The sequence below is a fragment of the Paenibacillus auburnensis genome (assembly GCF_927798115.1).
Classification (GTDB): domain Bacteria; phylum Bacillota; class Bacilli; order Paenibacillales; family Paenibacillaceae; genus Paenibacillus_AQ; species Paenibacillus_AQ auburnensis.
The window spans coordinates 34,414-55,503 of the sequence record NZ_CAKMMG010000004.1; the positions used below are offsets into that span (position 1 = coordinate 34,414).

At 52.3% G+C, this 21,090-nt stretch carries 14 protein-coding genes and 1 riboswitch; of the genes, 8 read left to right on the forward strand and 6 right to left on the reverse strand.

Annotated elements, in window-relative coordinates; translation table 11 throughout:
• Positions 1-118: 118 nt before the first annotated feature.
• Both galU and L6H70_RS15860 read right to left on the reverse strand, forming a co-directional pair.
• Positions 119-1,009 carry a UTP--glucose-1-phosphate uridylyltransferase GalU gene (gene galU, locus L6H70_RS15855; RefSeq protein WP_236334794.1) on the reverse strand — a complete coding sequence of 297 codons (891 nt, stop codon included), beginning with the start codon at positions 1,007-1,009 and terminating at the stop codon, positions 119-121.
• 245 nt (positions 1,010-1,254) lie between these two features.
• Positions 1,255-3,774 carry a U32 family peptidase gene (locus tag L6H70_RS15860; protein ID WP_236334796.1) on the reverse strand — a complete coding sequence of 840 codons (2,520 nt, stop codon included), beginning with the start codon at positions 3,772-3,774 and terminating at the stop codon, positions 1,255-1,257.
• 266 nt (positions 3,775-4,040) lie between these two features.
• On the opposite strand from L6H70_RS15860, the gene rfbA reads away from it, so the two are divergent.
• Together rfbA and rfbC are read left to right on the forward strand one after the other, a co-directional pair.
• Positions 4,041-4,919 (forward strand): glucose-1-phosphate thymidylyltransferase RfbA, encoded by an 879-nt coding sequence (rfbA, locus tag L6H70_RS15865; protein WP_236334798.1) that lies wholly within the window; start codon positions 4,041-4,043, stop codon positions 4,917-4,919.
• Positions 4,920-4,938: 19 nt separating this feature from the next.
• Positions 4,939-5,493 (forward strand): dTDP-4-dehydrorhamnose 3,5-epimerase, encoded by a 555-nt coding sequence (gene rfbC, locus L6H70_RS15870; RefSeq protein WP_236334800.1) that lies wholly within the window; start codon positions 4,939-4,941, stop codon positions 5,491-5,493.
• 447 nt (positions 5,494-5,940) lie between these two features.
• Here the strand turns inward: rfbC and L6H70_RS15875 are convergent, their stop codons facing one another.
• Positions 5,941-6,150: a hypothetical protein gene (locus L6H70_RS15875; protein ID WP_206102209.1), complete on the reverse strand. Its 210-nt coding sequence runs from the start codon at positions 6,148-6,150 to the stop codon at positions 5,941-5,943.
• A 395-nt stretch (positions 6,151-6,545) separates the two neighbouring features.
• Here L6H70_RS15875 and L6H70_RS15880 point away from each other — a divergent pair, with 395 nt between their 5' ends.
• Positions 6,546-8,177: a nitrite/sulfite reductase gene (locus L6H70_RS15880; protein WP_236334802.1), complete on the forward strand. Its 1,632-nt coding sequence runs from the start codon at positions 6,546-6,548 to the stop codon at positions 8,175-8,177.
• Positions 8,178-8,663: 486 nt separating this feature from the next.
• Here L6H70_RS15880 and uvrA read toward each other — a convergent pair whose 3' ends face one another.
• Both uvrA and uvrB read right to left on the reverse strand, forming a co-directional pair.
• On the reverse strand, positions 8,664-11,537 hold the full coding sequence (uvrA, locus tag L6H70_RS15885) for an excinuclease ABC subunit UvrA (protein ID WP_236334804.1): 2,874 nt from the start codon (positions 11,535-11,537) through the stop codon (positions 8,664-8,666).
• A gap of 619 nt (positions 11,538-12,156) precedes the next feature.
• Positions 12,157-14,148: an excinuclease ABC subunit UvrB gene (uvrB, locus tag L6H70_RS15890; protein WP_236334806.1), complete on the reverse strand. Its 1,992-nt coding sequence runs from the start codon at positions 14,146-14,148 to the stop codon at positions 12,157-12,159.
• Between the two features lie 180 nt (positions 14,149-14,328).
• Here uvrB and L6H70_RS15895 point away from each other — a divergent pair, with 180 nt between their 5' ends.
• Positions 14,329-15,111 carry a flagellar motor protein gene (locus L6H70_RS15895; RefSeq protein WP_236334809.1) on the forward strand — a complete coding sequence of 261 codons (783 nt, stop codon included), beginning with the start codon at positions 14,329-14,331 and terminating at the stop codon, positions 15,109-15,111.
• Positions 15,108-15,980, forward strand: a complete 873-nt coding sequence (locus tag L6H70_RS15900) for an OmpA/MotB family protein (RefSeq protein ID WP_236334811.1) — start codon at positions 15,108-15,110, stop codon at positions 15,978-15,980. Before L6H70_RS15895 ends, L6H70_RS15900 begins: the two co-directional genes overlap by 4 nt.
• A 174-nt stretch (positions 15,981-16,154) precedes the next feature.
• Here the strand turns inward: L6H70_RS15900 and gcvH are convergent, their stop codons facing one another.
• A complete protein-coding gene (gene gcvH, locus L6H70_RS15905; RefSeq protein ID WP_236334813.1) occupies positions 16,155-16,547 on the reverse strand; it encodes a glycine cleavage system protein GcvH in 393 nt (130 codons plus the stop codon).
• Positions 16,548-16,729: 182 nt separating this feature from the next.
• Positions 16,730-16,826: riboswitch (glycine riboswitch) on the forward strand.
• A 236-nt stretch (positions 16,827-17,062) separates the two neighbouring features.
• Between gcvH and gcvT the strand changes: the two genes are divergently transcribed.
• From gcvT to gcvPB, 3 genes are read left to right on the forward strand one after another with little or no spacing between them, the layout of a single operon-like run.
• Positions 17,063-18,187: a glycine cleavage system aminomethyltransferase GcvT gene (gene gcvT, locus L6H70_RS15910; RefSeq protein ID WP_236334815.1), complete on the forward strand. Its 1,125-nt coding sequence runs from the start codon at positions 17,063-17,065 to the stop codon at positions 18,185-18,187.
• Positions 18,184-19,536 carry an aminomethyl-transferring glycine dehydrogenase subunit GcvPA gene (gene gcvPA, locus L6H70_RS15915; RefSeq protein WP_236334817.1) on the forward strand — a complete coding sequence of 451 codons (1,353 nt, stop codon included), beginning with the start codon at positions 18,184-18,186 and terminating at the stop codon, positions 19,534-19,536. Before gcvT ends, gcvPA begins: the two co-directional genes overlap by 4 nt.
• The gene (gene gcvPB / locus L6H70_RS15920) at positions 19,533-20,993 is read left to right on the forward strand and encodes an aminomethyl-transferring glycine dehydrogenase subunit GcvPB (protein ID WP_236334819.1); all 1,461 of its coding nucleotides are present in this window, start codon (positions 19,533-19,535) and stop codon (positions 20,991-20,993) included. The genes gcvPA and gcvPB overlap by 4 nt, the downstream gene beginning before the upstream one ends.
• Positions 20,994-21,090: the final 97 nt, after the last annotated feature.

The following is a 21,090-nucleotide window of genomic DNA, read 5'->3' on the forward strand; positions in this document are numbered from 1 at the left end:
CACTTTACCTGATACACTTAATCATAAAAGGGACAAGCTGCAGATGCAGCTTGTCCCTTTTGGGTATAAACCGGTATATTTTTAAGTATGAATGGATGTATGCCATGTATCTTCAGCCTTACAGCTTTGCTGCTTTGCCGGCTTCGCTGTCGATTACTTGTCTGAGATAATCCAGCAGACCTTCCTTAAGCTCCTCATGCTGCAGCGCATAATGAATGGTTGTCTGGATAAAGCCCATTTTCTCACCGACGTCATGGCGTTTGCCTTCGAAATCATACGCGATAATCCGTTCCACTTCACTAAGCCGTGCGATGGCATCTGTGAGCTGGATTTCTCCGCCTACCCCCACCTGCTGCTCTCCAAGCATATCAAAAATACGCGGGGTTAAGATATACCGTCCCAGTATGGCCAGGTTGGACGGTGCATCCTCACGTTTCGGCTTTTCTACCAGCCGGTTGGCTTTGTAGACACGGTCCGCCAGGGCAGCGCCGTCCACCAGACCGTACCTGGATACCTCTTCCCAAGGCACCGGCTGAACACCCACAATGGAGGATTTATACTGGTCATAGACCTCAATCATTTGTTTGAGGCATGGCTTGCCTGATTCAACGATATCGTCACCCAGCAGAACCGCAAACGGTTCATTGCCGATAAATTTACGGGCACACCAGATGGCATGTCCCAGACCGCGCGGTTCCTTTTGCCGGATGTAGTGGATGTCGGCCATCTCTGAGGATTTGCGTACAGACTCGAGCAGTTCCCACTTCTGTTTCTCCGCCAGGTTGAACTCCAGCTCAAAAGAATTATCGAAATGGTCCTCAATCGCACGCTTGCCCTTCCCGGTTACGATGATAATATCCTCAATTCCTGAGGCAACAGCCTCTTCGACAATATATTGAATCGTCGGTTTGTCTACAATCGGCAGCATTTCTTTGGGCATCGCTTTAGTAGCGGGCAAAAAGCGGGTACCCAGCCCGGCCGCGGGAATAATCGCCTTACGTATCTTCATGATATAGCTCCTTCTGTCTGCTTTTGTTCTTGGTGCCCCAGTTTCCCTAGAAACTTGGCATAATTAAATTTATTATAGCAGTTCAGGAAATCTTTTGGCAGTAATATTGTTATATATTAGGATCTGTTACTCTTTATACAAAAAGAGCCAGGGTGCCTTCAGGCGCAGCTAATATGCCCCTGAGTCACCCTGACTCTATATAATAATTTGTACTCTTTCAAAAAACTCTGGCGTGCTGCCAGACTTTACTTAGCATTCACCAATTGTCCGCGTGTAACACCAAGCTGGTTGGTGGCCTTGAGGCTCTTCCAGACTTGAGTGCCGGAGATTTCACCGCGCAGCGCACGGGTGTAGAGACTGATGACCTCAGCCACCTGCTCCGGTGTTTCTTCCAGAAACTCTACACGGAATGAAGATACACCCAGCTCACGGAAATTGTTCAGGTATTCCGCACCGGACTGTTCCACAGCATTATAAACAGTGTTGCGGCAGCCTTCGTCTACACGGACAGGATGGGACATCCCGATCCGGTCCTGCAGGGAAGCACGGTGCTCTTCACAAGGGCGCCCGCAGTTCGTGTAGTCGGTCCCTTCACTCATGAAGGTGCAGTACACACAATGCTCGGTATGGAACATCGGAAGATGCTGATGGATCACAACCTCCATGCGGGAGGTATCGCTGTGTTCAAGCAGATCAACCATTTGCTGAATGTTCAGGTCATAGGACGGTGTCACTGTGTCTAATCCGGAGTCCAGGAACAGCTCTACCGCCTTATGGTTGGCGATATTCAGCGAGAAGTCGCCGATCAGGCGCGGATGCACGGCATCCGGCTGCTCCATCCGGCGCTTGAGATAGTAATACAGCGCGCCCGTATTACGCACCAGCACCGCATCCGGCTCCAGGCGCAGGATGTTGGCGTGGTAGCCGTTCTCGCCCGGCATATGGATACGCGGCGTGGCCAGTGCAATACTGGCCCCCGCAGCCCGCACAGCGTCTACCGCTGCCGGGAACTGCTTGATGAACTCGAAGTCGGCGTAAATGTTTCTTACGCCGGCTTCGAGCGCAGCCTGCACCTGCGGCAGGCTGCGGCACAGCGCGGTGAGCTCCGCCTCACCGTGCGGGCTTGAGGCGCCCCTGCGGAAGGCGTCGCCGTAAACCTCTACCGCCCGTTTCACGTAGACGGGCGGCTTCGGGCGCTCGCCGGCAAGCAGCTCCACCGCTTGGCGGCGGATGCTGTTCAGCTCGCGCATAGGCACGATCACGTCGCCTTCCAGCTGCGACTCCAGCGCCTCAAGCTGGAACACGGTCCCGCCCAGGCGGCCGAATTGTTCTTCCAGCAGGGCGGCATCCATCGGACGCTTCTGCGCGGTTTCCAGCAGAAGCTCCGAATCCACGCGGACCGTGACGTTCTTCTGAACGTCGGTCCACCAGGTGGAGAGCGGCTCGCCTACGCGTCCTTCTACCTTCACCTGAACCGGGAAGACACGGTACGGCTTCTCGGTTTCGTAGGACTGGCGCAGCGCCTTGTCGAGCGCCGGGTCATTGGTCTTCCAGATGCGGTCGCCGACATGCAGGCGGCGCAGATCAACATCGTTGCGTCCCGGTACGATGTCTACGATCCAGCCTTCTCCGGCTTCGCCCTCAAGCTTTACGCCTTTGCGGCGCAGATCATACACGCGTCCGCCTTCTTCTTTTTTCGTCGGATCACCGGCATCGAACACTATACCGTCTCCGCGTTTGAGCGGAGCATGAATCCGGCAGACGACACCGTCACGCAGAATCTGCTCGACCGTTCCCATGTACACACCACGGCTTTTTGGAAAAGTACCATCTACCAGCTTCTTGTTATTCGTCCCTTCCAGGAAGCCATGCGTGAAGCCGCGGGAGAAGCTCTGCTGCAGCTCACGAATATCCTCCTTGGAGGTAGGAGACCAGTTCCCGTCAAAATAACGGTCAATCGCTTTGCGGTATTTACCCACCACATTAGCCACGTACTCCGGGCTTTTGAGCCGGCCTTCAATTTTGAAGGAGGTGACGCCCGCTTCGATCAGCTCCGGCATCAGGTCAATTGCGGCCAGATCCTTAGGAGACAGCAAATAAGTCACATCCCCCATCGGCTTCACTTCGCCATCCACCATCAGATCATACGGTAACCGGCAGGCTTGGGCACATTCACCGCGGTTCGCAGAACGTCCGCCCCACATTTCCGAAGTCAGGCATTGCCCCGAATAGGAGACACACAGCGCACCGTGCACGAACACCTCCATCGGCAGGCGGGCCTGATCCCCGATTGTACGGATTTGCTTCAGATTATTTTCCCGGCCGAGCACTACGCGCTCCATTCCCCAGGGCTTCGTGAACTCCACCGCTTCCGGCGAAGTAATTGTCATTTGCGTTGAACCATGGATCGGGAAATCCGGAGAAATCTCGCGGATCATTTTGACCAGCCCCAAATCCTGCACAATCACCGCATCCACACCCGCATCCACACAGGCATCGATCAGCTCCTTGGCATCAGCCAGCTCATTTTCAAACACCAGTATATTAAACGTCAGAAAGCCCTTCACGCCATAACTATGGAGGAATGCCATAATTTCCGGCAGCTCGTCCATACGGAAGTTGTTGGCTCTCGCCCGTGCATTAAACTTCTCTACGCCAAAAAAGACAGCATCTGCCCCGTTCGCCACTGCTGCACGCATACAATCCCAGTCACCGGCCGGAGCCAGCAGCTCCACGTCTTCTCTGCGTATTCCTTGCTCGTTCATTTATATCCTCCCAAACCGCTGTTTAGCGGATCTTTTCCAAATCTTTAACTTATTAATTGTATCAAATATCACAGTTATCCGCCACCAAAATAGAAACGCTTTAATTTATTTCTAACTTTGAGACATCTTAGCATATACATGTGTTCTTGCCCTGATAGACAAATGAGGAACTTACAGCGTAAAATATATTTTGAAAAGAATGAATACGAAAAAGATTACACTGTTCCCAAAATTTATATGCAGTATAAGGAGAGTCGAAAACGGTTATGAAAGGCATAATTCTTGCAGGAGGAAGCGGCACTCGCCTTTATCCTCTCACAATGGTGACCAGCAAACAGTTATTGCCGGTCTATGACAAGCCCATGATTTATTATCCTCTGTCCACGCTAATGCTGGCAGGCATCAAAGATATTCTAATCATCTCAACTGCTGAGGATACGCCCCGTTTTGAAAATTTGCTCGGCGATGGCTCCCAGTTCGGAATTTCTCTGCAATACATTGTTCAGCCAAGTCCAGACGGACTTGCACAGGCCTTTATTTTGGGCGAATCGTTTATTGGGGAAGATTCTGTGGCTATGATTCTTGGAGACAACATTTACTACGGCAACGGCATGACCAAGATGTTAAAACAAGCTGCCCGAAAAGAACGTGGTGCAACAGTTTTCGGCTATCATGTACCTGATCCTGAACGCTTTGGTGTAGTTGAATTTGACGAAGACGGCAAAGCTCTCAGTATCGAAGAAAAACCGGAGCACCCTAAATCGAATTATGCGGTTACCGGCCTGTATTTCTATGACAATCGAGTGGTTTCTTTAGCTAAGCAAGTGAAGCCGTCACACCGAGGGGAATTAGAAATCACGTCAATTAATGAAGCCTATTTGAAATTGGGAGAACTGGATGTTGCCTTGCTCGGACGCGGTTTCACCTGGTTGGATACCGGAACACACCAAAGTCTGGTCGACGCCACTAATTTCGTCAGAACGATTGAAGACCATCAAGGCATTAAAATTTCAGCCCCTGAAGAAATTGCTTATATCAATAACTGGATTTCAAAGGAACACCTGCTGGAATGCGGACATAAACTCAGTAAGACCGGATACGGTCAATATCTTATTAAGGTAGCTTACGGCAAAATCCAATTTTAAAATTGAAAGAGTGAATAAGATGAATTTTACCAAAACTAATCTGGAAGGCGTCCTCGTTGTCGAACCGGCAGTCTTTGGAGATCACCGAGGATGGTTTATGGAAACCTACAGCGAAGCAAAGTTTCAGGAACAAAATCTTGGCTATAAGTTCGTTCAGGACAATCAATCCTATTCGGCTGTTAAGGGGACATTACGCGGACTACATTACCAATTAAACCCAAAAGCACAAACCAAGCTCGTCCGCTGCACACGTGGATCCATTTATGATGTAGCGGTAGATATCCGTCAAGGCAGCCCATCTTACGGGAAGTGGTTCGGTATTGAGTTAACCGCTGAGAATAAAAAGCAACTACTCATTCCTAAAGGCTTCGCCCATGGTTTCATAACGCTGACCGAGGACGTGGAAGTTCAATACAAATGCGATGAGCTGTACGCACCAGAATGTGATGGCGGTATTTTGTGGAATGATCCTGACATCGGTATTGAATGGCCGATTAATGTAACTCCTGTGCTGTCTGCCAAAGATGAGAAAGCCCCTCTGCTTAAAGACGTCACACATAATTTCTTATATTAATAAATAATATGTTGTATTGATCACGGCGGATTATATAAGACAACCTCCGTCTTCTCAACAGACAGTTCCAGCACAAATAACGACCAAGGCCACAAGCGGCCATGGTCGTTATTTGCAATATACTACCTTTTTACCCCGCTAAGCAAAACGATTGAAGCACCCTTTGCAGTACCGCCTGCTAAACTTGTGTTAGATTGGCATCAGAGTCAGAAGGAGTTTGCCAATCAAGGAATTACACACAAAAAACGAATATAGTAAAAATGTCTTTTTGCTCAATTCCGATAGTTAATTCATCGACTGAATAATCTGGAAATATTTCCTGAATTCTTAAGACCACTCACACCTTCCTCTTTCAGTAAGATTATCAAGGTCTTCTAATATTCATTTAGTGGGCCTCGAATCTCCAGTTCTACTCAGCTTAGTTAAGAGGCAAGTGTAAATTCCCGGTCAGCTTAACCAGTTCATGATCATCGCATAATCGGAAACGGCAAATACCAGCAGGCTCACCACACCGAAGGCAATGGCAAACTTGTTCTTCTGGGGAGCTCGGAGCAGCCGGAAGACACCGACAAAGATCAGGATGGTGAACATAATCATAAAAAGATCGAAGGTATGAAATTTAGACGGTTCTTGCACAGCAGCTTCTGCAAGCAGCATGGCATTACCTCCTCAAAAGTGTTGTCAAGCAAGTTCCTCTAATCCATATCTCCTTCTATGTTATCGCTACCATTTGCCTGGCGCAATAGGAAATCCACAAAAAATCGGTAAATGTCACAAGAAATATTTTTCACAGCTGTTTTTAGCCTTCAAAATATGAATAACCTCATTGACGATAAGGAAAAAATCCATACCAAGTTGAAATCCTATCGAGTTGTCATGGAACTATCAGCAGAACCTAATGAAGCCATAAAGAATCGTTATATCGTTTGCTACAACTCTCACAGCCTATTCTTGGCGGGTTATGTTACCATCGAGCATAATATCTCAGGAATACTACCGGAATTCATGCAATATTACTGAAGGGGATATCCTGGCAGAGAGGAAGTTATACGATGGCTTATGAACCGGTTTGGAGTGCTGATCCAGAAAAGCTGAGCAAATTCGAATTTGTTAAACTGCAGAAAGACGGGCTCGACATCATCCGCACCATTATTGAAAAATACGCCCTGGAGGGCTTTGATTCCATCCCGGCTGAAGAGCTTGATCTTTTTAAGTGGGCAGGGGTTTATCAGCAAAAGCCGCGAAACGGCCATTTCATGATGCGTGTCCGCATTAATACCGGTATTATGACCTCGGATCAGGCGAGGGCTATTGCCGAAATCGCCCGATTGTACGGGCGGGGGCTGATTGATGTAACCACACGGCAGGCTGTCCAGTTTCACTGGCTGACGGTTGAGAACTTCCCTGACATTTTCCGGAGGCTGGAGGCTGCTTCGCTCTATTCCTATGAAGCCTGTGGTGATTGTCCGCGGACCATCGTGGGCAATCCGCTGGCGGGAATCGACAAGGACGAGCTGTTCGATACGACCGCCATTGTGGAGCAGCTGAATGATTTCTTCATGCTGAACCGGGATTTCTCCAACCTGCCGCGTAAATTCAAGTTGTCTGTCTCCGCCAATTACTATAACAATGGACAAGCTGAGATCAACGATCTGTCGTTTACCCCGGCTGTCAAAATCATTGACGGAAAAGAAACTGCCGGGTTCCATGTGATGGTGGGCGGCGGGCTCTCCGCAAAGCCGCATCTGGCACAAAAGCTCGATGTATTTGTCAAACCGAAAGAAGCGCTTAAGGTCGCAGCCGGAGTTGTGACGCTGTTCCGTGATTACGGGTACCGTGAAAAACGCCATCACGCCCGCCTTAAGTTTCTAGTTGCCGATTGGGGCGCTGAGAAATTCAAAGAAAAGCTGTTTGAGATTATTGGCGAGCTGCCTTCACGCGGTGAAGACAAGACGCTCGGCTGGCAGGCCGCTTATTTCGACGGTGTACATCCGCAGCGCCAGGAAGGGCTGAGCTATGTCGGGCTGAACGTTCCGGTTGGACGGCTGAACAGCGATGAGCTTATTCAATTAGCGGATTTGGCTGATTCCTATGGTGAGGGTAAAATCCGCACAACCATGTCGCAAAACATCATTCTCAGCGGCATCCGGGATGACAAGATCCCCGAGTTTCTCCAGGCACCTGTACTACAGAGATTGTCCCCAGAGGCCAAAAACTTCATCAGCCGCACCGTATCCTGTACCGGTAATGAATTTTGCAATCTGGCACTCGTGGAAACGAAAGAGCGCGCTGTGAGTGTAGCTGAATATCTTGATGAGCGGCTGCAGCTGGAAGAGAAGTTGCGGATTCATTTCATCGGCTGTCCGAACGGCTGCGGACAAAAGCATGTCGCAGATATCGGCCTTCAAGGCTCACTGATCAAAACACCGGAAGGCATGGTTGATGCCTTCGACATTGCGATCGGAGGAACCCTGGGCACTGGCGATCAAGGGCCGGCGGCCCAGTTTACCCGCCCGTTAAAAGGCCGGGTTAAGGGCGAACGGGTAGGTCCGGTTCTTGAGCAGCTGATTACTTATTACAGTGAGCAGCGGAGTGAGACGGAGAACTTCCACTCTTTTGTCGAACGTGTTGGTATTCCCGTAATTCAGGAGCAGTTCACGGCGATTTTGGCCGCTGAGGCTTGAAGTAAGCTGAATTAAATTAAATTAAGTTAAGTTAAGTTGATTTAAGTTAGAACACTTTAATTAATCCCTGTTGATTCATGAAAGTTCGACCGTGCATATTAGGACTTTCTTGTAGGACTGTACGGTAATCGTTGGACTGAACATATTGTAATGTGCACAATTATATGTACACAAAACACGCCGCATGCGGGATGACCGCGTGCGGCGTGTTCTGGTTTGGATGGCTGGTTGCTATTAAAGGGAATTTCTCCACTAATTTTGGCCTAATCTGGTTCCAGGCCGAAGTAGCGGGAAAAAGTCCAACTAAATCTTCCGGTTCAAACATATTTGGCAACTATAGGGTGAATTAAATGGAGCTTTTCCACCTAAAGCCTCCAAATCCGCGGAAATGAGTAATTTAGTTTGCTTTATTCCAACTACTCACCCTAACACTATTTATGGGGTCGCATCCTACCATTGCGCCCTAACAATAACCGCAATAGATTACTATACGGTTTCTGTCGTTTGCAGCTCCATGGCCTCCGTCCGCTCTGTATCGCGGATCAGGATGGGTTTCAGATATCTGCCGGTATAGGACTCTTCAACGGTAATCAGCTTCTCCGGGGTTCCTGTTGCCAGTACAGTTCCGCCGCCGCTACCGCCTTCTGGACCCATATCAATGATGTAATCTGCCGTTTTGATCACGTCTAGATTATGTTCAATGACTAGGACCGATTCGCCGGAGTCCACTAGACGATGCAGGACCTCCAGCAGACGGCCGATATCGTCGACATGCAGCCCAGTGGTCGGTTCATCCAGAATATAAAGCGTCTTACCTGTGCTCCGGCGGTACAGCTCTGAAGCCAGCTTCACGCGCTGGGCTTCGCCGCCGGACAATGTCGTTCCGGGCTGGCCAATATTGATATACCCAAGGCCCACATCCAGCAGTGTCTGCATTTTGCGGTGGATACGCGGAATGTTCTTGAAGAACTCGGTGGCATCCTCTACAGTCATCTCCAGCACATCCGCAATGCTCTTGCCTTTATATTTCACTTCCAGGGTCTCCCGGTTATAGCGTTTGCCTTTGCACACTTCACAAGGTACATAAACATCCGGCAGGAAATGCATTTCAATCTTTATGATTCCGTCTCCACGGCAAGCCTCACAGCGTCCGCCCTTCACGTTAAAGCTGAACCGGCCTTTTTGGAAGCCGCGTACCTTGGCTTCATTGGTTTTGGAGAATAGATCACGGATATCGTCGAATACCCCGGTATAGGTTGCCGGATTCGAGCGCGGAGTACGGCCAATCGGTGACTGGTCGATCTCAATGACCTTATCCAGGTTCTCCAGGCCGCGGATTTCCTTGTGCAGACCCGGACGGACCTTCACTGCTCTATTCAACTGCCGGGCCAGACTCTTATAGAGAATCTCGTTGACCAGGGAGGACTTGCCTGAACCGGAGACGCCGGTCACAGCCGTAAAGACACCCAGCGGGATCTTCACGTTGACGTTCTTCAGGTTGTTCTCCTTCGCTCCGCGGATCTCGATCCAGCGGTCATCGGTCGGCCGCCGCTTGGAGGTGACCGGAATGAACTTGCGTCCGCTCAAATATTCCCCGGTCAAGGAGTTCGGATCATTCATAATCTCCTGAGGTGTGCCTTGGGCAATCACGTTCCCGCCGTGAATCCCTGCACCCGGGCCGATATCTATAATATAGTCAGCAGCCATCATCGTATCCTCATCATGTTCAACCACGATTAGAGTATTTCCGAGATCGCGCATATGCGCCAGTGTGGAGATCAGACGGTCGTTGTCCCGTTGATGCAAGCCGATACTGGGCTCGTCCAGGATATACAGAACTCCCATCAGACTGGAGCCGATCTGGGTAGCTAGCCTGATCCGCTGGGCTTCACCGCCTGACAGCGATCCCGCCGCACGGCTGAGTGTCAGATAATTAAGACCTACATTGACCAGGAAGCCGAGCCGGCTGCTGATCTCTTTGAGGATGAGATGGGCAATGGCCGTTTCCTTCTCATTTAGTACAAGACCCGCAAAAAACTCTTGGCAGTCGCCAATAGAAAGATCCGTCACATCTGCCACATTGCGGTCATTGATCGTAACAGCGAGAATTTCCTTCTTCAGGCGTTTGCCCTTGCAGACATGACAAGGCTTGGCGCTCATGAAGCCTTCGATAAATTCACGGATCCCCTCGGAAGCAGTGTCCCGGTAACGCCGTTCCAGGTTAGGAATAATTCCTTCAAAGGCAACCAGCGCATCTTTCTTCTGGCCAAAGTCATTCTCATACCGGAAGCGGATCTTCTCACTGCCCGTTCCATGCAGCAGCTTATTCATCTGTTCAGGTGTCAGCGTGCTTACCGGAACATTCTGCGGAATCTTAAAATGCTCGCAGACCGACTTTAGAAACTGCGGATAATAATTAGAGGTACTGCCGGTCCAAGCCAGAAAGGCACCTTCTTCGATCGATTTCTCCGGGTCAGGAATCAGCAGATCCGGATCGACAACCATATTCATCCCCAGACCATCGCATTCCGGGCAGGCCCCGAAAGGACTGTTGAAGGAGAACATCCGCGGGGCCAGCTCCTCAATACTGAAGCCGCACACCGGGCAGGCAAAATTCGAACTGAACAGCAGCTCCTCCTGGCCGATAATATCCACCAGAATTTGACCGCCGGACAGCTTCAATGCCGTTTCCAGGGAGTCCGTCAGCCGGGTCTGCACATCGTCTTTAATGACGATACGGTCTACTACAACTTCTATGGTATGCTTCTTATTTTTCTCGAGCTCAATCTCTTCCGTAACTTCGCGCAGCTCTCCATCGACACGCACACGAACGAAGCCCTGCTTCGAGATGTCGCTGAACAGGCCTTTATGCTCGCCTTTGCGTCCGGAAATGACCGGTGCCAGAATCTGCAGCCGGGTCTTCTCGGGATACTGCATAATCCGGTCAACCATCTGCTCCACGGTCTGCGATGTAATTTCAATGCCGTGATCCGGGCAGTGCGGATGTCCGATTCGGGCAAACAGCAGGCGCAGATAATCGTAAATCTCCGTTACCGTTCCTACCGTCGAGCGCGGGTTACGGCTCGTAGTTTTCTGGTCAATCGAGATTGCCGGAGACAGGCCATCAATCGAATCGACATCCGGCTTCTCCATCTGACCCAGGAACTGGCGGGCATAAGCTGAGAGGGATTCCACATAACGCCGCTGTCCCTCGGCATAGATCGTGTCGAACGCAAGCGATGATTTGCCGGAGCCGCTAAGTCCCGTCAGCACAACGAAGCGGTCCCGCGGAATCGTTACGTCAATGTTCTTGAGATTGTGCGCCCTCGCGCCTTTGATTACTATGTTTTCGTTCGCCAACGGTAAAACCTCCAATTTAAAATGCGGAAATATTTTTGGAAAACATTTTCGATCCCTCCCAAACCCTCCCTTGCCAAGGGAGGGCCCCAAGGGCTGCGCCCTCTGGACACCCGCAAGGGTAGGCGAAGGAGTGTGGCGGGATGGACTTAGTTACCTTGGTGCTAAGAGCGCTTATCCCTACGGGACCGCTGGTATGCAGACGCTCCGGGGGCTGTCCCTTCGGGAGGTACCAACTAACAACTGCTAACTGCAGCTGTCCCTTCGGGATGCGCTAACTGCTAACTGCGGCCGTCCCTTCGGGAGGCGCCAACTGCGAACTGCAGCTGTCCCTTCGGGATACGCTAACTGCGAACTGCAGCTGTCCCTTCGGGATGCGCTAACTGCTAACTGCAGCTGTCCCTTCGGGATGCGCTAACTGCTTAACTACGGCTGTCCCTTCGGGATGCGCCAACTGACTAACTGCGGCTGTCCCTTCGGGATGCGCTAACTGCTTAACTGCGGCTGTCCCTTCGGGATACGCTAACTGACAACTGCCTGTCCCTTTGGGAGGCATAAGACACTTTATCTAAAAAGAACGGCCTGGGAAGCGCCGTTCCGGTTCGTACTTGAAAGTATTGCTTTATTCGGCACGCAGCTCCAGCAAAGCGTCACGCAGCTCGGCGGCGCGTTCGAATTGCAGGTTCTTGGCGGCATCCTTCATCTCAGCTTCCAGACGCTGCATCAGGCTTTGTTTGTCTTTCTTATTCATCTTGCCGCCCACACCAGTGAGATATTCGGCTTTGGACTCGGCCACCTTGGTGGCCTCGATGATTTCGCGGATCTTTTTATTGATTGTCGTCGGAGTGATGCCATGCTTCTCGTTATAGGCAATTTGAATCGCCCGGCGGCGTTCGGTCTCGCTGATCGCCTTCTCCATGGAGTCCGTGATGCGATCGCCGTACATAATAACACGGCCTTCCGAGTTACGGGCTGCACGGCCGATGGTCTGGATCAAAGAACGCTCCGAACGGAGGAAGCCTTCCTTATCCGCGTCGAGAATCGCGACTAAGGATACCTCCGGTAAATCCAGTCCTTCTCTTAACAAGTTAATACCCACCAGGACATGGAACGTACCGAGACGGAGGTCACGCAGAATTGCCATCCGCTCAAGCGTCTTAATGTCGGAGTGCATGTAGCGGACCTTGATGCCGATTTCCTTGAAGTAATCGGTCAAATCCTCTGACATCTTCTTCGTAAGTGTAGTCACCAGCACCCGTTCGTCCCGCTCTACGCGTTCACGGATCTCGCTGATCAGATCATCGATCTGCCCTTCTGTCGGGCGCACCTCGATAATCGGGTCCAGCAGACCGGTAGGCCGGATGATCTGCTGCACCATCGTGTCGCAATGTTCCATTTCGTAAGGGCCAGGGGTTGCTGACACATAGACGATCTGCTTCACTTTGTCTTCGAATTCTTCGAACTGCAGCGGCCGGTTATCCAGCGCAGACGGCAGGCGGAATCCATGCTCCACCAGCACAGTCTTGCGCGCCCGGTCACCGTTGTACATAGCCCGGATCTGCGGAAGTGTGACATGGGATTCATCAATGACAATCAGCATGTCATCCGGGAAATAGTCCATCAAGGTGTACGGGGTCGCTCCCGGTTCCCGGAAGGTCAGCGGTCCGGAATAGTTCTCAATCCCGGAGCAGAAGCCGACCTCCTTCATCATTTCGATATCATAGCGGGTCCGCTGCTCTAGACGCTGGGCTTCTAGCAGCTTGCCTGCTTCGCGGAGCACCGCCAGCCGTTCCTCCAGCTCGCGTTCAATATTGACCAGCGCAACCCGCATTGTCTCCTCTTGAGTAACAAAGTGAGAGGCCGGAAATATCGCTATATGATCGCGTTCACCGATAAGCTCTCCGGTCAGGACATCAATCTCGGTAATCCGCTCAATCTCATCACCGAACAGCTCGACCCGGATGGCATGTTCTCCCTGTGATGCCGGGAAAATCTCAATGACATCACCGCGCACACGGAACGTGCCGCGTACGAAATTGATGTCATTGCGCTGATACTGGATATCCACGAGCCGGCTAAGAATCTGATTGCGCGGCTTCTCCATGCCTACACGCAAAGAGAGCAGGAGACTTCCATATTCCTGCGGCGAACCGAGACCGTAAATACAGGATACGCTCGCCACAATAATAACGTCGCGCCGTTCAAACAAGGAGCTGGTTGCGGAGTGCCGCAGCTTATCTATCTCTTCATTAATGCTGGAATCTTTCTCGATGTAGGTGTCGGAGGAGGGAATGTAGGCTTCTGGCTGGTAGTAATCGTAGTAGCTGACGAAGTAGTCAACGGAATTGCTCGGAAAGAACTCCTTGAACTCGCTTGCCAGCTGTGCAGCCAGCGTCTTGTTGTGTGCGATAACCAATGTGGGCCGGTTTAGCTTGGATATCAGTTGTGCAATCGTAAAGGTCTTCCCTGTACCGGTTGCTCCCAGCAGCGTCTGGTGCTTCTTGCCCTGCCGGATGCCGTTCAATAACTCCTCTATGGCATGAGGCTGATCGCCCTGGGGTGTATACTCGGACTCCAGTTTAAAAGTCTTCGTACTGACGACAATGTCGCTCATTTGCCCGTCTCCCCTCTATCGTCTAAAATATACTAATATATTATAATTGTGGTCTGATTGTCCTGATCCCATACGATGCAAATAAATATGGAAGATAAGAATGCGTGTTCCCGTTTATTATACAGTGTTGCCTATCTTGATGCAAACCATAATATATTGAAAACTAAGGAGACTGATCCTATGGATATCACCTCAATTATCGGCCTCCTGGCTGGACTGGCCGCACTTGTCGGCGGTTTCTTCTGGGAAGGGGGCAACCTGTCCGGACTGCTGCAGCCCAACGCCGCCGTCATTGTATTCGGAGGAACGTTTGCCGCTGTTCTTATCAGCTTTCCTGCCTCCAAACTGCGTTCCATACCTTCTGCGCTGCGCATTGCTTTTGGCAGACAGCCGGATACCAGCTCTGTAAAAGCTGAAGAGTTAGTATCAATGGCTGCCATTACACGGCGGGGCGGTGTGCTCGCACTGGAGGAGCAGGCTGAGGAGCATCCCGATCCCTTTACCCGTGAGGGGTTGCTGCTCATCGTCGATGGAACTGATCCGGATCAGGTCCGTCAGATCCTGGAACTGGATATGGATGCCAAAGAACTGAAATATGAAAGCTATGCCAAAATCTTTGAAGCAGCCGGAGGTTACGCTCCGACGATGGGCATCATCGGCACCGTCATGGGACTTATTCATGTACTCAGCAATCTTTCCGACCCGTCCAATTTGGGTTCATCCATTGCCGTCGCATTTACAGCAACCTTATACGGTGTAGCGAGCGCTAATTTAATATTTTTACCCATCGCCTCCAAAATCAAATCCCGCAGTCAAACGGAGCTGAACAGCATGGAAATGCTTCTCGTCGGCATACTAGCCCTTCAGAACGGGGATCATCCTCAGCTCGTGCGCAAGAAGCTGAGCTCTTTTGTGACGGAATCAGCAGCGGATAAAGACAGCCCTACAAGAGGCCTGCTATGAGGCAGAGAAACCGACGCAGCCGCAGGGGAAGCGCACATGAACCCAGGGACCGCTGGATGATTACCTATGCGGATCTGATTACGCTGCTGCTTATTTTTTTCGTCATCATGTACGCTATGAGCAGCCTGGATACGGAAAAATATAAAATCGTCACCGGGTCGCTGTCCGAGACTTTTAAGGCCGGGAATCCTGTTCTTGAAGGCGGCAGCGGACTGCTGGACGGGGAAAACGGAAGTCAGAACAGCAACAGCCCCGCGAACGGTACGGAAGAAGAAAGCGGCAGCGGAAATGGCGGAAAGAGCGAGGGTCCGGAATCAGGGAACCCAAATGCAGACACCAGTACCTCCGGGGAGAGCCAGAATGTGCCGCCGTCGGCGCGGGAGCTGGCTTTTCGCGAGCAGGAAGCTAAGCTGGCTGCCCTAATGGGGGTTATCACTAAATATGTCGAAGATAATAATCTTGGCGACCAGATTTTTGTGGCGGACAAGCCGCAGGGCATAGCAATTACGCTGAGCGACCGCTTTCTGTTCGATGTCGGCAGAGCCGAGCTGAAGCCGCCTGCGCTTCCCGCCTTACGCCAGCTCTCCGGATTATTCCGCGGCATCGGGGCTTCCGTCAGCATCGAAGGGCATACGGACAATACACCGGTATCTGCCGGTTCGCGGTACAGTGACAACTGGGAGCTGTCGGGTGCCCGCGCCCTTTCGGTGCTGCGCTTTTTCCTGGACAGTGAGGGGCTGAGCCCCGCTACCTTCCAGTATGCAGGATATGCCGACACCAGACCCGCTTACGATAATTCGACCGCAGAGGGGCGCCAGAAGAACCGCCGGGTAGAACTGATTGTACTGCGCCAGCTGCAAGAGCAGTAGCATTTTCCAGCCGGAGATCCACAGATTTCAGCCCACAGCAACGCAAAAAGACAGACTCCGCACATAGTGTTTAATCATGTGTGAAGTCCGTCCTGTAAATAACGGTTGCCTGCTTCCTTCCGAAAAAGGAGCGGCAGCCATTTTTTTGTCTGAAAAATTTTATAAATCCAAGTATTATTCCCCGATCAATTCGCGGTAAGCAGCCGCATCCAGCAGTCCGGAAACCGCCTCGTCATACCCGCCGTCAAGCTCCAGTTCAAAGATCCATCCGCCGCTGTATGGCTCGTCATTGATTAATTCCGGGCTGGCCTCCAGCGCATCGTTGATTTTGGTCACCTTTCCTGAGACCGGTGAATATAATTCGGAAACCGTCTTTACAGACTCAATGCTGCCTACACTGTCGCCGGCAGAAATAGCTGAACCCACTTCCGGAAATTCCACAAATACGATATCGCCAAGCAAATGCTGGGCATGATCCGTAATCCCGACCCGTACTACGCGTCCTTCACCCTGCTGCGCCCATTCGTGCTCTTCGCTGTATCGCAGGTTGTCTAACACTTCACTCATTTCAAGCCGCCTCATTTCCGAATTTGGTGTTGTAAATTTAGTTATAGACTAAGTTATCGTCCTCCGCAATGTCAATATTACTGACAGGAAATTTAAATTTGTCATCTTTTTGACGTTTTTTTGTTGACAGCGCAGCTCGATACCCGGTTTAATGGAGACAGCAGAAAACATATGGTTGGCGAATGATGGCATAGGGAGAGACTGTCTCACGAAGACAGCGCCGAAGGAGTAAGCCCCAAAGCGGGTGAATCTCTCAGGCAAAAGGACCTTTGCCGGACGCATCTCTGGAGAGCATCAGGCCCTGCACACGCAGCGTACTGATCACCAACGGGGAAACCTGCCGGCTTTTGATGCTGTGCAGGGTAACTCTCAGGTACAAAGGACAGAGCGGATGGCTATTTATGCGCGCAGCGCGTATTTGGCCTCCGCTCTGTCCTTTTTTTATTGCACCGTAACCTTCCGGGAGCGGAATGGCCGCTTTTGCTTGCAAGTAATTAGACCAAGGGAGTGAGCACATGGATGCTTTGAAAAGAACGCCTTTTTACGACCTTTATTCCGCTTATGCAGAGGCCAGATGTATTGATTTCGGCGGCTGGGAGCTACCGGTGCAGTTCACTGGAATCATCAAGGAGCATGAAGCGGTCCGCCAGCAGGCTGGATTGTTCGATGTATCGCACATGGGGGAATTTATGGTCTCCGGCAACGGCTCGGAAGCCTTCCTGCAGCAAATGACGACCAATGATGTCAGCCGCCTCACTGACGGCGCGGCGCAGTATACCCTGATGCTCTACCCTAACGGCGGAGTTGTAGATGATCTCCTGGTCTACCGCCTCGGCGAAGAACGCTACATGCTCGTCGTCAATGCCTCCAACATCGACAAAGATTTCCAGTGGCTGCAGGAGCATCTCACTGCTGAATTCAGCGGAGTCAGCCTGAAGAATGTCTCGGACGAAACGTTGCTGCTGGCCCTCCAGGGCCCGCTGGCTGAGAGCATTCTCAGCGAAGTTACTTCGGCCCCGGTCGCTGAACTGAAGCCTTTTCACTTCATCGAGCACGCCATGGTCTGCGGCGTAGAGGTGCTCCTCTCCCGTACCGGTTACACCGGCGAGGACGGCTTCGAGCTGTATGCCCCGCAGGATACAGCGGCCGCCTTGTGGAACGGCCTGCTTGCAGCCGGAAGCAAGCACGGACTTACGCCGGCTGGTCTCGGCGCGCGTGACACGCTCCGCTTCGAAGCGAAGCTGCCGCTGTACGGCCAGGAGCTGTCGGCGGACATCACCCCGCTGGAAGCGGGCGTGCAGTTCTTCGTCAAGCTGGACAAAGCCGGCTTCATCGGCAAGGAAGCGCTGGTGAAGCAGAAGGAAGCCGGACTGCCCCGCCGCCTCGTGGGACTGGAAATGATCGACCGGGGTATCCCCCGCTCCCATTACCCCGTTTACGCGGATGGCGTGAAGATCGGGGAAGTGACCACCGGAACCCAGTCCCCTACACTGAAACGCAATCTCGGACTTGCGCTGCTGGATGCAGCCTACAGTGAAATCGGCACAGAAGTTTACGTGGAGATCCGCGGCAAGCAGCTGAAGGCTGCCGTCGTCAAAGCGCCGTTCTACAAAAAGAGCCAAGGAGTGAAGCCGCAATGAAACACCGCTATCTGCCGATGACTGAACAAGACCGCCAAGAGATGATGGAAGCGGTCGGAATCCAGTCCATGGAAGAATTGTTCTCCGATATTCCGCAGGCTGTCCGTTATCAGGGCACGATGCCGATGTCGGAAGCTCTGGATGAATACGCTTTGCTCCGCCATATGAAAGAGTTGGCCGACAAAAATGCCAATTTCGATACCCACACCAGCTTCCTCGGCGCCGGGCTCTATGACCACCATATCCCGGTTGTCATCAACCATGTCATTTCCCGTTCGGAATTCTATACAGCTTATACCCCATATCAGCCGGAGATCAGCCAGGGCGAGCTGCAGGCGATCTTCGAATTTCAATCCTACATTTGTGAGCTAACAGGCATGAAAGTAGCCAATGCCAGTATGTATGACGGCGCTACTGCTTTCTCGGAAGCGGCTGTCCTGGCGGCAGGTGCTACGAAACGCAAGAAACTGATTGTTTCCCGCACGGTTCACCCGGAGGCACGCCAGGTACTGCGCACTTCGGCCGGCGCCTGGGGTCTGGAAGTCGTGGAAATTGACTATAAAGACGGCGTAACCGATCAGGCTAAGCTGGCTGAAGCCATCGACGCTGATACTGCTGCATTATTGGTGCAGTCCCCGAACTTCTTCGGGGCGATTGAGGACCTCGGTGCCATCGAACCGCTGATCCATGCGGTTAAAGGCCTGTTCGTGGTCAGCGCCAACCCGCTGGCGCTGGGCGTTCTGGAAACGCCGGGCAAGCTCGGGGCCGACATCGTCGTCGGCGACGCGCAGCCGCTCGGCATTCCCGCTTCACTCGGCGGTCCAACCTGCGGCTTCTTCGCCGTAGCGGAGCCGCTGATGCGCCGCATGCCGGGCCGGATCGTCGGCCAGACGGTGGACCGTAACGGCAAACGCGGCTTCGTCCTAACCCTTCAGGCTCGCGAGCAGCATATCCGCCGCGAGAAGGCGACCTCGAACATTTGCTCCAACCAGGCGCTGCTGGCGTTGTGCGCTTCCGTATACTTGTCCGTGATGGGCAAAGAAGGCATGCGCGAGGTTGGCGGGCTGAATATCCGCAAGAGCCATTATGCTGCAGGCAAGCTTGGAGCATTGGCTGGTGCAGCCCCTGCGTTCACCTCGCCATTCTTCAATGAATTCGTCCTGAAGCTTCCGGAAGGAAGCAGCGTCAGCGAGATTAACTCGAAGCTGATTCAAGCAGGTTTTATTGGTGGCTATGATCTGGGCCGTGATTATCCGGAACTCGCCGGACATATGCTGGTTGCCGTCACCGAGAAACGAAGCAAGTCTGAAATCGACCAATTCGCTAAGCTATTGGAGGGCTGTATATGAAACCGGAACAAAGTCTGATCTTTGAGCTTAGCCGTCCCGGCCGCTCAGCCTATTCCCTGCCGGTGTGCGATGTTCCTGAAGATGAGGCGATGGAGTCGCTGATTCCGGCCGGACTGCTGCGCAGCGAGCCAGTTGTACTGCCGGAAGTATCCGAAGTGGATGTCATCCGCCACTATACTGCACTCTCCCGCCGCAACTTCGGTGTCGACAACGGCTTCTATCCGCTCGGCTCCTGTACGATGAAATATAATCCGAAGATTAATGAAGATGTCGCCCGCTTCCCAGGTCTGGCCAAGATCCATCCTTACCAGCCGGAAGAAAGCATTCAGGGCGCACTTGAACTGATGTATACCCTGCAAAAGGATCTGGCCGCACTCACCGGTATGGATGCTGTGTCCCTCCAGCCTGCCGCCGGAGCCCATGGCGAATGGACTGGGCTGATGATGATCCGCGCCTACCACGAAAGCCGCGGCGAGACCCGCACGAAGGTCATCGTGCCGGATTCCTCGCATGGCACCAACCCGGCCAGCGCCGCAGCTGCGGGCCTTGCAACCGTAACGATTCCTTCCAATGCTAAAGGAATGGTTGATCTTGAAGCCTTGAAAGCAGCCGTCGGCAGCGACACCGCTGCGCTGATGCTGACGAATCCCAGCACGCTCGGCCTGTTTGAGACTCAGATCGTAGAAATCGCCGCGATTGTCCACGAAGCCGGCGGACTGCTCTATTACGATGGAGCGAACTCCAATGCGATCATGGGCATTACCCGCCCGGGCGATATGGGCTTCGACGTCGTGCATTTGAATCTCCACAAGACAATGAGCACCCCGCACGGCGGCGGCGGTCCGGGAGCAGGACCTGTCGGTGTGAAGGCGAAGCTGATTCCGTTCCTGCCGCAGCCCACTGTAGTCCAGAATGAAGACAACAGCTTCTCACTGAACTACGGCGGACCGGAATCGATTGGCCGGGTCAAAGCTTTTTACGGCAACTTCGGTATCCTTGTCCGCGCTTATGCCTATATTCGCACCTACGGACCAGACGGCCTGCGTGAGGTTTCCGAGAACGCCGTACTGAACGCCAACTATATGATGCACCGGCTGGCGCCATATTTTGAAATCCCGTATCCGGGTGTCTGCAAGCATGAATTCGTCATGTCCGGCCGGAATCTCAAGCAGTACGGCGTGCGTACACTGGACGTGGCCAAACGGCTGCTCGACTTCGGCTACCACCCGCCGACCGTCTACTTCCCGCTGACCGTCGAAGAGTGCATGATGATCGAGCCAACCGAAACCGAGAGCAAGGAAACGCTCGACGGCTTCATTGAAACGATGATCCAGATCGTCAAGGAAGCCCAGGAAACGCCGGAGATCGTGATCAACGCTCCGCACACTACGGAGATCAGCCGTCTGGATGAGACCCAGGCTGCGCGGAAGCCGGTATTGAACTGTTCCTGCGGCTAATTTATAAATAAGCCATAAACAAAGAAGCGGCTAATCCCGGGGCCTGATGGCCTCGCGGATAGCCGCTTTTTTTTCAATCTATATATGATTTCAAGCA

Bases quoted from the DNA above. Each gene is read 5' to 3' on its own strand.
- galU (WP_236334794.1), bottom strand. From the start codon at position 1,009: ATGAAGATACGTAAGGCGATTATTCCCGCGGCCGGGCTGGGTACCCGC.
- L6H70_RS15860 (WP_236334796.1), bottom strand. From the start codon at position 3,774: ATGAACGAGCAAGGAATACGCAGAGAAGACGTGGAGCTGCTGGCTCCG.
- rfbA (WP_236334798.1), top strand. From the start codon at position 4,041: ATGAAAGGCATAATTCTTGCAGGAGGAAGCGGCACTCGCCTTTATCCT.
- rfbC (WP_236334800.1), top strand. From the start codon at position 4,939: ATGAATTTTACCAAAACTAATCTGGAAGGCGTCCTCGTTGTCGAACCG.
- L6H70_RS15875 (WP_206102209.1), bottom strand. From the start codon at position 6,150: ATGCTGCTTGCAGAAGCTGCTGTGCAAGAACCGTCTAAATTTCATACC.
- L6H70_RS15880 (WP_236334802.1), top strand. From the start codon at position 6,546: ATGGCTTATGAACCGGTTTGGAGTGCTGATCCAGAAAAGCTGAGCAAA.
- uvrB (WP_236334806.1), bottom strand. From the start codon at position 14,148: ATGAGCGACATTGTCGTCAGTACGAAGACTTTTAAACTGGAGTCCGAG.
- L6H70_RS15895 (WP_236334809.1), top strand. From the start codon at position 14,329: ATGGATATCACCTCAATTATCGGCCTCCTGGCTGGACTGGCCGCACTT.
- L6H70_RS15900 (WP_236334811.1), top strand. From the start codon at position 15,108: ATGAGGCAGAGAAACCGACGCAGCCGCAGGGGAAGCGCACATGAACCC.
- gcvH (WP_236334813.1), bottom strand. From the start codon at position 16,547: ATGAGTGAAGTGTTAGACAACCTGCGATACAGCGAAGAGCACGAATGG.
- gcvT (WP_236334815.1), top strand. From the start codon at position 17,063: ATGGATGCTTTGAAAAGAACGCCTTTTTACGACCTTTATTCCGCTTAT.
- gcvPA (WP_236334817.1), top strand. From the start codon at position 18,184: ATGAAACACCGCTATCTGCCGATGACTGAACAAGACCGCCAAGAGATG.
- gcvPB (WP_236334819.1), top strand. From the start codon at position 19,533: ATGAAACCGGAACAAAGTCTGATCTTTGAGCTTAGCCGTCCCGGCCGC.